10 protein-coding genes are annotated in these 13,920 nt (G+C 71.5%); 9 read left to right on the forward strand and 1 reads right to left on the reverse strand.

Features of this window, described 5'->3' with window-relative positions:
- Positions 1 to 3: 3 nt before the first annotated feature.
- From bcsZ to ACN8ZM_RS07275, 9 genes are all read left to right on the forward strand, one after another.
- Entirely contained in the window at positions 4 to 1,242 is a 1,239-nt protein-coding gene (gene bcsZ, locus ACN8ZM_RS07235; protein WP_420210872.1) for a cellulose synthase complex periplasmic endoglucanase BcsZ, read from the forward strand.
- On the forward strand, positions 1,227 to 5,135 hold the full coding sequence (locus ACN8ZM_RS07240) for a cellulose synthase subunit BcsC-related outer membrane protein (protein WP_420210873.1): 3,909 nt from the start codon (positions 1,227 to 1,229) through the stop codon (positions 5,133 to 5,135). The genes bcsZ and ACN8ZM_RS07240 overlap by 16 nt, the downstream gene beginning before the upstream one ends.
- 321 nt (positions 5,136 to 5,456) lie before the next feature.
- Positions 5,457 to 7,403, forward strand: a complete 1,947-nt coding sequence (gene bcsE, locus ACN8ZM_RS07245; RefSeq protein ID WP_420210874.1) for a cellulose biosynthesis protein BcsE — start codon at positions 5,457 to 5,459, stop codon at positions 7,401 to 7,403.
- Complete coding sequence (locus ACN8ZM_RS07250; RefSeq protein WP_043182427.1) at positions 7,400 to 7,618, forward strand: hypothetical protein; 219 nt, start codon at positions 7,400 to 7,402, stop codon at positions 7,616 to 7,618. The genes bcsE and ACN8ZM_RS07250 overlap by 4 nt, the downstream gene beginning before the upstream one ends.
- On the forward strand, positions 7,615 to 8,394 hold the full coding sequence (gene bcsQ, locus ACN8ZM_RS07255) for a cellulose biosynthesis protein BcsQ (RefSeq protein ID WP_043182429.1): 780 nt from the start codon (positions 7,615 to 7,617) through the stop codon (positions 8,392 to 8,394). Before ACN8ZM_RS07250 ends, bcsQ begins: the two co-directional genes overlap by 4 nt.
- Positions 8,391 to 10,928 carry a UDP-forming cellulose synthase catalytic subunit gene (gene bcsA / locus ACN8ZM_RS07260; protein ID WP_043182431.1) on the forward strand — a complete coding sequence of 846 codons (2,538 nt, stop codon included), beginning with the start codon at positions 8,391 to 8,393 and terminating at the stop codon, positions 10,926 to 10,928. Before bcsQ ends, bcsA begins: the two co-directional genes overlap by 4 nt.
- 27 nt (positions 10,929 to 10,955) lie before the next feature.
- Positions 10,956 to 12,512 (forward strand): cellulose biosynthesis protein BcsG, encoded by a 1,557-nt coding sequence (gene bcsG, locus ACN8ZM_RS07265; RefSeq protein ID WP_420210875.1) that lies wholly within the window; start codon positions 10,956 to 10,958, stop codon positions 12,510 to 12,512.
- Positions 12,494 to 12,688: a hypothetical protein gene (locus ACN8ZM_RS07270; protein WP_043182435.1), complete on the forward strand. Its 195-nt coding sequence runs from the start codon at positions 12,494 to 12,496 to the stop codon at positions 12,686 to 12,688. The genes bcsG and ACN8ZM_RS07270 overlap by 19 nt, the downstream gene beginning before the upstream one ends.
- Before the next feature lie 143 nt (positions 12,689 to 12,831).
- On the forward strand, positions 12,832 to 13,008 hold the full coding sequence (locus tag ACN8ZM_RS07275; protein WP_420210876.1) for a hypothetical protein: 177 nt from the start codon (positions 12,832 to 12,834) through the stop codon (positions 13,006 to 13,008).
- 10 nt (positions 13,009 to 13,018) lie between these two features.
- On the opposite strand, the gene ACN8ZM_RS07280 is transcribed toward ACN8ZM_RS07275, so the two are convergent.
- Positions 13,019 to 13,903 (reverse strand): pirin family protein, encoded by an 885-nt coding sequence (locus ACN8ZM_RS07280; protein WP_420210877.1) that lies wholly within the window; start codon positions 13,901 to 13,903, stop codon positions 13,019 to 13,021.
- Positions 13,904 to 13,920: the final 17 nt, after the last annotated feature.

Below are 13,920 nucleotides of genomic sequence, written 5' to 3' on the forward strand. Positions count from 1 at the left end.
CGGATGGCGCGGGCAATGGCGAAGCGACGGGCAACGCAGCCGGCGCGGCGTGTCGGCGCGACACTCGCGCTGGCGGTTGCGGTGACGTGCGCGGCGGCCGGGATGGCCACGCGTGCGCAGGCCGCGGGAGCCGGTGCGACCGACGCGGCGGATGCGGCCAACGCGGGATGCGGCGCGGCGTGGCCGCGCTGGGACGCGTTCAAGCGCGATTTCATTTCGGCCGACGGCCGCGTGATCGACGTCGGCTCGGCCGATTCACGCACGGTGTCGGAGGGGCAGGCGTATGGACTTTTCTTCGCGCTGGTCGCGAACGACCGGCGCATGTTCGACACGATCCTCGCATGGACCGAGAACAATCTCGCGCAGGGCGATCTGAGCGCGCATCTGCCGGCGTGGCTGTGGGGCCGCGCGCCCGACGGCGCGTGGCGCGTGCTCGACGCGAACGCGGCGTCGGACGCCGACCTGTGGATCGCGTATGCGCTCGTCGAGGCCGGGCGGCTGTGGCACGAGCGCAGCTACACGGCGCGCGGCACGCTGCTCGCGAAGCGCGTGCTCGACGACGAGACGGCGAGCGTGCCGGGCCTCGGCCTCACGCTGCTGCCGGGGCCGACCGGGTTCAAGCTGGCCGACGGCCAGTGGCGCGTGAACCCGAGCTATTCGCCGCCGCAGGTGATCCGCGCGCTCGGCGCGCGGCTGCCCGACGACCGGCGCTGGGCCGCGCTCGTCTCCAGCACCGGGCGCGTGCTGTTCGACACCGCACCGAAAGGCTTTTCGCCCGACTGGGCGCTGTATCGCGCGGGCACGGGTTTCGGGCCCGATCGGGAGACGCATGCGGAGAGCGCGTACAACGCGATCCGCGTCTACCTGTGGGCCGGCATGCTCGACCGCGCCGATCCGCTCGCCGCCCCGTTGCTCGCGCGCTTTGCGCCGTTCGCCGACCACATCGCCGCGCATGGCGCACCGCCGGAGAAGGTCGACACGACGACGGGCATCGCGGGGCCGAACGACGGCAACGGCGGGTTCTCGGCGGCGGCCGTGCCGTTCCTCGACGCGCGCGGCCAGCGCGCGCTCGCGGATGCGCAGGCGGCGCGTGTCGATACGCTCGCGCGCCAGTCGGCGCCCGGCTACTACACGAGCGTGCTGACGCTGTTCGGGCTCGGCTGGCGCGACGGACGCTACCGGTTCGGCGCGGACGGCACGCTCGACGCCCGCTGGGGAGGCCGTTCGTGCGCCGCCCGCTGAAGCGCGCCGCGCCGCACGTCGCGGGATTCGCGTGGCTCGCGTCGTCGGTGTGCGCGGCGGCGCCGGGTACCGCGTCGGCTGCGACGCTGGCGGCCCCCGCGACGCCGGCGACCTCCGCGTCCGCCGATGCGCAGCGTCAGCTCGACACCGCACGGATGTGGGGCGTCAAGCATCGCGACGACCTCGCGCGCGATGCGCTGCGCAAGGGGCTGCTGATCGCGCCGGGCGATCCCGACCTGCTGGCCGAACAGGTTCGCGTGCTGCTGCGGCTCGGCGATGCGCAAGGCGCGCAGGCGTCGCTCGCGCGGCTGCAGGCGCAGTCGCCGAATGCGCCCGCCACGCGGCGGGTCGCTGACGAATACCGCGTCGCGACGAGCGGGCGCGGCGAGATGGCGCAGATCCGCCTGCTCGCGCGCAGCGGCCGCGCCGACGAGGCGGCCACGCGGATCGTCGCGCTGTTTCCGAACGGTGCACCGTCGGGCGCGCTCGGCGCCGAGTATTACCAGATCGTGTCGAATGCGCCGGGCGGGCGCGAGCCGGCGATCGCCGCGCTGCGTCGCGCGGTCGCGGCCGATCCGCAGGACACGAGCGCGACGATGGCGCTCGCGCGGCTGCTGAACCAGCGCGCCGACACGCGGCCGGAGGCGAACCGGATCGCCTGGGCGCTCGCGAAACGCGCCGACGCCGACCATACGGAGGCGATGGCGTTGTGGCGGCGCGTGCTGCAGCCGGCCGGCAACGACCCCGCGTATCTCGATGCGCTGCATGCGTATCTCGCGCTCGCACCGGACGATACCGAATTCGTCGACCGCGTCGCGGCACTGGATCGCCAGCGCGACGCGCAGCGCAAGCTCGAACGCAATCCCGACTACATCGCGCAGCAGCGCGGCCTGCAGGCACTCGCGCGCGGCGACCTGAGCGGCGCCGATCCGCTGCTGACGCGTGCTGCGCGCGCGCGCGCGGACGACGCCGATGCGGTCGGCGGGCTCGGCCTGCTGCGCCTGCGCGAAGGGCGGCACGACGAAGCGCGCGCGCTGTTCACGCGCGCCGCGACGCTCGCGACCGACCAGCGCGACAAATGGCAGCGCCTCGCGCGCACCGCGCAATTCTGGGGGCTGCTCGCGCAAGGCCGCACGGCGGCCGCCGCGGGGCGACCACAGGATGCGGAGCGCGCGGCCCGTGCGGCACTCGCGATGCAGCCGGACAGCCCGGACGCGAAGTTGCAACTGGCCGATGCGTTGCTCGCGCAGCGCGACTGGGCGCGCGCGGAGCCGCTGCTGCGCGCGCTGCTGGCCGCGCGCTCACCGAACCCCGCGGTCGTGCGCGACACGGCCACGCTGTATGAGAACACCGGCCGCGCGGACCAGATCGGCCCGCTGCTCGACGCGCTGCAAGGCCGCGCGACGGGCCGCGACGATCGGCGCGCGCTCGACGGCCTGCGTGCCGACCTGCTCGCGAACCAGGCGCGCGCGCTGGCGGACAAGGGCGAACGCGGGCCCGCCGCGCAGCGCTACGAGGCGGCCGTGCGCGCGGCGCCCGACGCGCCGTGGACGCGCTTCGCGCTCGCGCGCCTCTATCGCGACATGGGGCTGCCGCAGCTCGGCCGCACGGTGATGGACGACGGGCTCGCGCAAAGCGCGACGCCCGAGATGCGCTACGCGACCGCGCTGTACCGCAATTCGCTCGACGACGTCGCGGGTGCGCAGGCCGCGCTCGCACCGGTCGACGACGCGCATCGGTCGGACGGGATGCGTGCGCTGGCACGCAAGCTCGACGCGGAAAGCGCGCTGGCCGACGCACGCGGCGCGCTCGCGCGCGGCGACCGCACGGCGTTCGCCGCGTCGCTCGCCCAGGCGCAGGCGAGTGCGCCGGACGATCCCGACATGCTCGCCGCGGTCGGCGCGCAGTGGATCGACGCGGGCGAGCCGGAGCGCGGCCTCGCGCCATTGCACGACTGGATCGACGCTCACCCGCGCGAAGCCGATGCGGACGTGCGGCTGCGCTACGGCGACCTGCTCGGCAGCGCGGGGCGCGACGACGCGCTTGCCGCGTGGCTCGACACGCTGCGCGGGGCAGCGTCGCTGACGCCCGCGCAGACGGCGAGGATCGAGGATCAGTCGCTGCGGCTCGTGTTGCGTCAGACGGACGCGGCGATCGCGCAGCAGGACTACGCGCAGGCGCGCAAGCTGCTCGATCGCGCGAGCGCGGCCGGCCGTGCGGACAAGCGCTATGCGCTCGAACGGGCCGATCTCGAACGCGCGCAAGGCCATTACGACGCGGCGCGCGATGCGCTCGCGCCGGTCGTCGCACGCACGCCGGACGATGCCGAGACGCAGCTTGCGCTGGCACGCATCGACGAAGACAGCGGCAACCGTGCAGCCGCGCTTGCGCGCGTGCAGGCGGTGCTCGCGCGCACGCCGGACGACGACGTCGACACGCAACTGTCGGCCGTGCGCCGCCTGAATGCGCTGCGCCGCCCGGACCAGGCCGTGCCGGTGACCGACCGGCTGCATGCCGCGTATCCGGCGCGCGCCGACGTGACGGTCGCGGCCGGGCGCGTGGCCGAGGCGCAGGGCCGCTATGACGATGCGGCGTCGCTGTACCGGTTGTCGCAGTCGCAGGAACGCGCGACGGGCGTGAGCCCGGGGCGCGACGGGCTCACGCCCGCGCAGGCCGCGTTCGCAGATCTCGAGCAGCGGCGCAATCCCGAGATCGAGACCGGCTGGATGCCCGCGTACAAGTCGGGTGATGAAGGCAGCTCGTCGTATCGTGCGCAGCAGGTGCCGATCTACGTGCAGGTGCCGATCCGCTACGACGGGCACGTGTTCGCGCAGATCGACACCGTGCATCTCGACGCGGGCACGCTCGATACGAGCAACCCGAACGCGTATTCGCTGAAATCCTTCGGCACCTACGGGGGGCTCAGCGCGCTGGCCGCGTCGCCCCTCCAGTCGGCGCTGGATCAGCAGGCCGCCGCGTTGATCGCGCATCCGCAGGGCGACCTGCACCAGCCGATGACGGGTGTCGCGCTTGGCGCCGGCTATCTGTCGGACGCATGGCGTTTCGATCTCGGCACGTCGCCGCTCGGTTTCCCCGTGCATTACCTCGTCGGCGGCGTGCGCTATCGCTTCGACGCGGGCCCGGCCAGTTTCTCGGTGAACGCGTCCCGGCGGCCGGAAACGAGCAGCGTGCTGTCGTACTCGGGGATGCGCGACCCGTGGACGGGCGCGGTCTGGGGCGGCGTGCGCCGCGACGGCGTGAACCTGCGCGCGTCGGTCGACGTCGGCCGCACGAACCTGTTCGCGGAACTCGGCGCGGGCGTGCTGTCCGGCCGCAACGTCGAACGCAACGCGGCAGTCACGTTGCGCACCGGCTTCACGATGCCCGTGTACGAGCGCGCGACGATGAAGGTCAGCACCGGGCTCGTCGGCAATGCGTGGCACTACGCGCAGAACCTGCGCTACTACACGTACGGGCAGGGCGGCTACTACAGCCCGCAGCGCTACCTGTCGCTCGGCGTGCCGATCGAATGGGCGGGGCGGCACGATGCGCTGTCGTGGGACCTGACCGTCACGGGCGGGATCTCGAACAGCTACGAGAAGGATTCGCTGTATTACCCGACGTTCTCGAATCTGCGGGCCGAGCAGGTCGCGGCCGGGCTCGTGTACGCGGGCAGCTCGACGCGCGGCGTGTCCTTCTCTTACGGCATCAACGGGATCGTCGAGTACCGCGTGAACCCGCACCTGAGCGTCGGCGCACAACTGAACGTCGACCGGTCGCACGACTACGCGCCGAGTTCGGCGCTCGTGTACCTGCGCTATGCGTTCGATGCGCGCGCGCAACGCAATTGGCTCGTCACGCCGACGCCCGTTCGGCTTTATTCGGATTACTAGGGTCTGTTTCCATATGGAACGCACATGCGAATGCCCGAAATCGCTCGTCCCCCAAGGGGACTTCCTCCGGGGCGTAGGGCAAGAAGTGAGGAGCGCCGTTTGGCCGAGCCAAACAAGCGACGAGCGACGCCGCCATGCGGGCGATTTCGGGCATTCCCGTGGAATGGACTTTTTAATTAGGGGTTGCCACGAGAACGGCCGCTGGCCGCGTTGCGCTCCTTGCGAATACGTCAGTATTCGCGGCGTCACGCGCCTCGCGAGCGGCCGTTCTCGTGGCAACGCATGTGCGTTCCATATGGAAACAGACCCTAGGGGACCGTCGTGAATACGGAATTCGATGCCACCCGTCCTGCGCTCGGCGCCGCCGGCCTGCTGGGCCGCCTGCGTGTGCTGCTGGGCACGGGGCCGGCCGGCGGTCGCGCCGGCACGGTGAGCCGGCTCGCGATCGACGGCTTGCCCGATGCCTGGACGCAACTGGAAGCCGGTGGCCTGTATGCGATCTACGCGGCCGGCGGCACGCCGGCCTGCGACGCGCTCGTGTGGGAGAGTGCGCGACAGGCGCGCACGCGCGACGTGACGGTCGTGCTCGCGCGCGAGGCGGCGCATGTCGCCGGACAGATGCAGGCGCGCGGCTTCGCGGGCGGCGCGCAGCCGGTCGGCTGGCCGCGCAACCTGAACGTGCTGGCGATGCCGCCGGCGGCCGAGCCGGCCCGCGGCGACGGTGCCGGCGCAGCGGCCGACGCACCGCGTCGCGCGGCACCGGGCCCGTTCGCACGGCTGACCGGCGGCCTGCGCGCGCTGAAGCGTTACGGCTTTCGCGCGCGCTCGCTGTATTTCGTCGAGGGCGCGCAGCGCTGGTTCAACTGGGACGACCCGATCGCGCTCGCCGACGAGGCGCACGCACTCGCCGACTGGTGCCGCACGCGGCGGATCGCGCTCGTGCTGCTGCTCGATCCCGAGGCGGACCATGCAGGCGAAGAACCACGCACCGACGATGCTCCGCTCGTGCGCGATGCGGATCGCACGCCGCGCAGCGGCTTTCACGGTATCTGCTCGGGCGTCGCGCAGTTGCAGCGCACGCACGGCGAGCTGCTGTGGATCGTCGATTTCTGGCGTGCGGGCGACACGCTCGCGGCCGGCGAGGTACGGTCGCTGCGCTTTGCGCCGGGCGGCCGGCTGTCGGCGAGCGTCGACGGCGGCGCAACCGAGCCCGCGCGCCGGATGAAGCTCGCGAGCGACGAGGATCGCGTCGTCGCCAGCCGCGCGGTGCTCGACGGCACGACCCGCGTGCCCGAGGGCTGGGAAATCGTCGAAGACAACGCGGCCGTCGTCGCGGCCTGCGCGCATGCCCAGGCCGCGACCGCGGTGCTCGTGTTCCACTCGCATGCGCAGCTCGAAGCGCTGTGCGCGGACGTGCACGCGCTGCGCCGGCAATGCGGCGGGGCGCTGAAGATCGCGGTCGTCGAGCGCGGCGAAGTGCTGCGCCAGCAGTTCGAGATGCTCGTGCTGAGCGTCGGCGCGAGCCGCGTCGTCGCGCGTGACCTGCCGGTGTCGCGGATGCAGGCTGCCGTGCACGCGCTGCGCGGCCAGCTCTATGCGCGGCCCGTGGCGGCCGACTATCGTGCGGCGCTCGCGGCCGCGCTCGGCGATTCGGTGCTCGGCTACCTGCCGGTCGGCGCGTTCTGCCTGCGGATTCGCGCGGTGCTCGATCGCGGCGCCGTGCTCGCGCTGCCGCACACGCTCGCGAAGATCGCGCTGCTGCCGGGCGTGTCACATGTCGACGCGCTGCGGCATTGTCGGCCGCGCCGCGCCGGCGACGTCGTGACGGCCGATGCCGCGCACCTGTACGTGTTCCTGTTCGCGTGCGAACCGGTCGACGCGGAAGACGCGCTCGCGCGCATCTTCGACGTGCCGGTCGACACGCTGTCCGACCGCGTCGTGTGCCTCGGCCACGGCAGCATCGACATTGAGCTCAATGCGCTGAAGGCCGAGAACCGGCGCGCGCCGATCGCCGACTACAGCGATTTGTTCGCGGCCACGCCGCGCACACCGCCGGCGCACGCCGCTCCGGGCGACGCGTTGCCCGACGCGGGCGAGGTGAGCGACGCGATCGATACGATCGATACGATCGTCGCGCTCGAGGCGATCGGTGCGACGCCGTCGGTCGCGGCCGTCGACGCGTCGCCGCCGGAACCCGTCATTCCCGCCGCGCGCAAACGCGGTGCCATCCGCAGCGAGATGCCGCTGCGCAAGCAGGGGGTCGTATGATCGCCGAACTCGTCCTCGGTTTCATCGTCGGCATCGCGATCGCGGTGCCGGTGTGGATCGTCGCCCAGCACCTCGGCATCGGTCGCGGCTTTCATGCGCCGCGCGGGATCGACCGGCGCGACGCGGTGCCCTGCGAACTCGTGCCGGTCGCGCTGCGCGGGCGGCTGCTGCCCGATGCCGAGCGCGGCGAACGCGGTGGTGAGGCGGCCCGATGAAGACGATCGCCATTACGTCGACGACGGGCGGCGCGGGCCGCACGACGCTCACGGCCGCGCTCGCGGTGCTGCTCGCGCGCCGCGGCCGGCCGGTCGTCGCCGTCGAATTCGACGCGCAGAACCTGATGGGCGCGACGCTCGGCCTCGACACGCTGGCCGAGCACGGCCTCGCGCAGAGCGTGCTCGGCGGCGCCGAGCCGTGGCATGCGCATACATGGCGCAGCGCCGACGGCGTGCTGTTCGTGCCGTACGGGCAGGTCGACGCGGCCGGCGCCGCCGCGTGCGATGCGCGGCTCGCGGCCGACCCGGCATGGCTGTCGCGCGCGCTCGACGAGATCGCGTTGCCGGCCGACGGCGTCGTGCTGATCGACACCGCACGCTATCCGTCGACGCAGGCCGAGCAGGCGATTCGCCGCGCAGACCTGACGCTCGTCGTCGTGCCGCCCGAGCCGACCGCCTGCGCGACGACGGCTGCGCGGCTCGGTGCGCTGCGCGCCGGCGGCGGCGAACTGCAGATCGTCGTGAACCGGCTGAATCCGGCGCGCGACATGCAGCGCGATGCGCTCGCGATGCTGCGCGCGGTCGCGGGGCCGGCGTCGATGCTCGAGCAGCGCATCCACGTCGATGCGGCCATGCCCGAAGCGCTCGCGCGCGGGAGCTGGATCTTCGACGATGCGCCGTATTCGCAGGCGTCGCACGACCTGAACGGCGTGGCGAACTGGGTTCATGCGTGGCTGGCGGCGGTCACCGCCGGCCGCACCGGAGCGGCGCGATGAAGGCCGCGTTCGCGCCGCGACTGCGCACGCTCGGCCGCCGTGCGGCCGACTGGTGCGCACGCGGCATCGGGCTGCCGGCCGAGCGCACGCTGGTCGACTGGCTCGTGCGATTGTTCTTCCACGAGCCGCCGCCGGGCCGGCCCGATTACGTGCGCCGCTGGGTGCGCGTCGCGACCCTGCGGCTCGCGCAACAGTGGGGCGTGCTGCAGCCGCTCAGCCTGCGCGAATGGCTGTGGCGCGCGATCGTGCGTGCGCCGCGCGCGGCCGATAGCCGGCCCGCGCGCGATCCGCTCGCATGGTTCGACCAGTATGTCGTGCCCGTCTACGTGGCCGGGCGCGCGGTCGGCCGGCGCATCAACGCGCTACTCGAGCGCCTGCCGTGGGTCCGCTGGGGCGGCTGGCTCGATGCGCGCGCGCACGGTGTCGGCCGGCGCCGCTGGCTCGCGCCGCTGCTGCTGGTGGCCGGCGCACTGCTGTGGGCCGCGGCCGGGATGTCGCCGCTGATGCCCGGCGCGCAGTTCGCGTTCTTCGCGATCGTCGCGGTGCTGGCGCTCACGCTGCGCCGCTTGCCAGGCCATCTGCCGACGCTCGCGCTCGCATCGCTCGCGCTGCTCGCGACCGTGCGCTACGTGTGGTGGCGCACCACGCAGACGCTCGATTTCCGCAGCCCGGTCGAGGCCGTTGCCGGCTACCTGCTGTACGGCGCCGAAGCCTATACGTGGATGATCCTGCTGCTCGGTTTCGTGCAGACCGCGTGGCCGCTCGACCGGCCGATCGTGCCGCTGCCCGACGATCCCGACACCTGGCCGACCGTCGACGTCTACATCCCGACCTACAACGAGCCGCTGTCGGTCGTGAAGCCGACGGTATTCGCCGCGCAGAGCATCGACTGGCCGAGCGCGAAGCTGCGCGTGTACCTGCTGGACGACGGCAAGCGCCCCGAATTCGAGGCGTTCGCACGCGAGGCCGGCATCGACTACGTGACGCGCGACGACAACCGCCACGCGAAGGCCGGCAACATCAACCGCGCGCTGCCGAAGACGCACGGCGAATACATCGCGATCTTCGACTGCGATCACGTGCCGACGCGCTCGTTCCTGCAGACGACGATGGGCGTGTTCCTGCGCGACCCGAAGTGCGCGCTGGTGCAGACGCCGCACCATTTCTTCTCGCCGGATCCGTTCGAGCGCAACCTCGGCACGTTCCGCGAGATCCCGAACGAGGGCAACCTGTTCTACGGGCTCGTGCAATCGGGCAACGACCTGTGGAACGCGACGTTCTTCTGCGGCTCGTGCGCGGTGCTCAAGCGCAGCGCGCTGGAGGAGGTGGGTGGCGTGGCGGTCGAGACCGTGACCGAGGATGCGCACACGGCGCTCAAGCTGCACCGGCGCGGCTATACGTCGGCGTACCTGCCGACCGTGCAGGCGGCCGGCCTCGCGACCGAAAGCCTCGCGGGCCACGTGAAGCAGCGCACGCGCTGGGCGCGCGGGATGGCGCAGATCTTCCGCATCGACAACCCGTTCCTCGGGCGCGGGCTCGGCTTCATCCAGCGGATCTGCTACGGCAACGCGATGCTGCACTTCTTCTACGGGATTCCGCGGCTGGTGTTCCTGACGATCCCGCTCGCGTACCTGTTCTTCCACCTGTACTTCATCAACGCGTCGGCGCTTGCGCTCGCGAGCTACGTGATCCCGTATCTGGTGCTCGCCAACGTCGCGAACTCGCGGATGCAGGGGCGCTACCGCCATTCGTTCTGGGCCGAGGTCTACGAATCGGTGCTCGCGTGGTACATCGCGCTGCCGACCACCGTCGCATTCTTCAGCCCGAAGCACGGCAAGTTCAACGTGACCGACAAGGGCGGCAAGATCGACGAAGGCTACGTCGACTGGTCGACGTCGAAGCCGTATCTGGTGCTGTTCGGGCTCAACGTGCTCGCGATCGTCGCCGGCCTGTGGCGGCTGGTGATCGACCAGGGCGACGAGGCGTCGACGATCCTGATCACGCTCGGCTGGACCGTGTACAACCTCGCGATGCTCGGCGCGGCGCTGGCCGTGGCGCGCGAGACCAAGCAGGTGCGCGTCACGCACCGGATCGCGATGCGCGTGCCGGCCATGCTGCTGCTCGCCGACGGCTCGACGGCCGCGTGCTTCACGAGCGACTACTCGACCGGCGGTCTCGGCCTCGAAGCGGTGCCGGGGCTCTCGCTTGCCGTCGGCGACACGCTGACGGTGTGCGTGACGCGCGGCGACCGGTCGTTCCCGTTCCCGGTGCGCGTGAGCCGCGTGACGCCGACCCATGTCGGCGTGAGCTTCGATGAACTCACGCTCGAACAGGAACGCCAGCTCGTGCAATGCACGTTCGGCCGCGCGGATGCGTGGCTCGACTGGCACGAAGGCGAGCGCCTCGATACGCCGCTCGGCGGGCTGAAGGAAGTGCTGCGTATCGGCCTGGACGGCAACGTACGGATGTGGAAGGGTGCGGCGCGCGGCCTGCTGGCCATGCTGGCGCCGAAACTCGATCGGGCGCGCGACTGACGCGGCGCTCATCATGGAGTGGGTTAGATGACGTTCTGGAATCTGTATTTCATCCTGAAGTTCGCGCTGTTCGCGACCGGGCACCTGCAGCCGTTCTGGCTCGCGAACCTCGCGTTCGCGGTGGCGCTCGCGGCGAGCGCACCGATCCGGCGGCGTGCGTGGCGCATCGTCCGGCAGCTCGTCGCGATCGCGATCGCGGTGCCGCTGCTCGCCCGCGAGATGCATGCACCGCCGCTCGCCCGTCTCGCCGAGGCCGCGCGCGAAGTGAGCACGTTCCGCCTCGACTACTGGATGGAGCTGCTGCCGCGCCTGTTGCCGCCGGTGCTGCTGCTGACGGTGGCCGGCGCGCTGATCGTCTACTTCATCGTCAACCGCTGGCTGCGCGTCGCGACCTTCGTGCTGGCCGTGCTGATCGTGATGCCGCTGTGGCAGGCCGGCAGCGGGCTGATGGCGCGCGTCGTCGCACCGCTTCCGCAGCAGGCGAACGCGGCCGGCTCGACGCTCGCCGGCCTGCCCGAGGATCACAACGCCGCACTCGCGACGTTCCGCACCCAGGAATCGCAGCGGCAGGTCGCGTTCGGCCATCTCGGCAACGATCCGGCCGCGCAGTTCGACGTGATCGTGCTGCATATCTGCTCGCTGTCGTGGGACGACCTCGATGCCGCGAAGGTGCGCAACCATCCGATGCTGAGCCATTTCGACTACCTGTTCACGAACTTCAGCACGGCCGCGAGCTACAGCGGCCCGGCGGCGATCCGCGTGCTGCGCGCGAGCTGCGGGCAGGAGGCGCACGCGGACCTGTACAAGCCTGCGCCGCAGCAGTGCTACCTGTTCTCGCAACTGGCGAGCGCCGGTTACTCGGTGCAGTCGCTGCTGAACCACGACGGTCACTTCGACAATTTCCTGCAGGTGATCCACGACAACATCGGGGTGGCCGACGCGCCGATGATCTCGAACGCGGCCGCGCCCGTCGCGATGCACGCGTTCGACGGCTCGGCGATCAAGGACGACTACTCCACGCTCGCGAACTGGTATGCGCAGCGCGCGTCGGTGCCGGGCCCGGTCGCGTTGTACTACAACACGATCAGCCTGCACGACGGCAACCGGATCGTCGGCAGTTCGCTGACGAGCATCGACTCGTATCCGCAGCGCGCGACGAAGCTGATGGACGACTTCGACCGCCTCGCCGACCTGATCGCGCAATCGGGCCGCCGCGCGGTGATCGTGTTCGTGCCCGAGCACGGCGCCGCGTTGCGCGGCGACAAGAACCAGGTCGCGGGCCTGCGCGAGATCCCGACGCCACGGATCGTGCACGGGCCGGTCGGCGTGCGGCTCGTCGGTTTTGCCGGCAACCACGGCGCGACGACCGTGATCGATCAGCCGGCCAGCTTCCTCGCGCTCTCGCAACTGCTGTCGAACCTCGTGTCGAACAGCCCGTTCAAGCCGGGGGCGACGCTCGCGCAGTACGCGGCCGACCTGCCGCGCACGCGGATGGTCGGCGAGAACGAGGGCACGGTGACGATGCAGACGGCCGACGGTTACTCGGTGAAAACTCCGGATGGCGTATGGATCGACGAACAGTAATTCTGCCGGGCGACGCCGACGGCGATCGCCTGTCGCAACCGAACGACGTGCTCGGCCTCGCGCGGCATCTGCCCGCGCTCGATCCCGACCGTTATGTCGACGAGCAGGCGCGCCGCGCGTTCATCGAGTCGCTCGACCGCTGGCCGACGCTCGCGAAGCTGATGGGGTTGCGGTGAGAGCGGCAGTAACGCCGTGCGCCGGGGCGGCCCACGTGGCCGCGCTCGCGATCGTGGCGCTTGCGCTGGCGGCGCCGGGCGCCGCACAGGCGAGGAAACGCCAGTGCATCTAGTATCTGACCGTGAAGGTTCCCGATCGGATCGTGTCCGACGAAGCGATGGTGCATGTCTTCGATCGCGACGGGAAGCATCTCGCGAGCGGGCGCCTCTATCCGGACGGCGTGGCCTATGTCTGCCTGCGCGAACTGCCGCCGGGCGCACAGGTGTTTGTCGATCAGTCGCCGCCGCGGCCGGCTCCGATCTACCGCGGCGGGTCCTGACGGCGGCGCGTTACTGCGCGCGACGTTCCGGCTGGCGCGTCCACTCGTCTTCTTCTCCCGGCACCTTGCCGAAGGTCTGGTCGGCCCACGCCGCGCGGGCCGCGTCGATCTTCGCGCGCGCGCTCGACACGAAATTCCATTCGATGAACCGGTCGCCCGGCAGGTGCGCCCCGCCGAGCAGCATCACGCGCGCGCCGTTCATGCTGGCGAGCGCCACGGTCGCGCCGGGTTCGAGCATGGCCATCGTCGCGGGGGCGAGCGGCGTGCCGTCGACGGTCAGGTCGCCGTCGACCAGATACACGCCGCGTTCGTCATGTTCGGCATCGAGCGCCAGCGTGCCGCCTGCCGCGAATTCCGCATACGCATACAGCGTGGGCGAGAACACGGCGACCGGCGACGTGAGCCCGAACGCGGTGCCCGCGATCACGCGCACGCTCGCACCGTCGCGCGTGAACGACGGCAGCGTGTCGGCAGGATGGTGGACGAACGCGGGTGCGGTGTCTTCATGCTCGACCGGCAGCGCGACCCAGGTCTGGATCCCGTGGACCGGCTGCTCGCGCGGCCGGTCTTCGTCGGGCGAGCGCTCCGAATGCACGATGCCGCGACCGGCCGTCATCCAGTTCACGTCGCCCGGCACGATCTTCTGCCGGAAGCCGAGGCTGTCGTGATGCATCAGCGAGCCGTCGAACAGGTAGGTGACGGTCGCGAGGCCGATGTGCGGATGCGGCAGCACGTCGATGCCGCGGCCGGCCGGCAATACGGCCGGCCCCATCTCGTCGAAGAAGATGAACGGGCCGACGAGGCGTGCGGCACGCGCGGGCAGCACGCGGCGCACGACGAGGTTGCCGATGTCGCTTTCGCGCGGCGTGAGCAGGGTCTTGATCGAGGCGGACATGGTGGATCTCGTGGTCG

This window comes from Burkholderia aenigmatica (genome assembly GCF_048627025.1).
GTDB classification, from domain to species: Bacteria; Pseudomonadota; Gammaproteobacteria; order Burkholderiales; family Burkholderiaceae; genus Burkholderia; species Burkholderia aenigmatica.

Coding starts and splice junctions, on each gene's coding strand:
- ACN8ZM_RS07280 (WP_420210877.1), bottom strand. CDS start 13,903: ATGTCCGCCTCGATCAAGACCCTGCTCACGCCGCGCGAAAGCGACATC.
- ACN8ZM_RS07250 (WP_043182427.1), top strand. CDS start 7,400: ATGATCGCCGAACTCGTCCTCGGTTTCATCGTCGGCATCGCGATCGCG.
- bcsQ (WP_043182429.1), top strand. CDS start 7,615: ATGAAGACGATCGCCATTACGTCGACGACGGGCGGCGCGGGCCGCACG.
- bcsA (WP_043182431.1), top strand. CDS start 8,391: ATGAAGGCCGCGTTCGCGCCGCGACTGCGCACGCTCGGCCGCCGTGCG.
- ACN8ZM_RS07270 (WP_043182435.1), top strand. CDS start 12,494: ATGGATCGACGAACAGTAATTCTGCCGGGCGACGCCGACGGCGATCGC.
- bcsG (WP_420210875.1), top strand. CDS start 10,956: ATGACGTTCTGGAATCTGTATTTCATCCTGAAGTTCGCGCTGTTCGCG.
- bcsZ (WP_420210872.1), top strand. CDS start 4: ATGGCGCGGGCAATGGCGAAGCGACGGGCAACGCAGCCGGCGCGGCGT.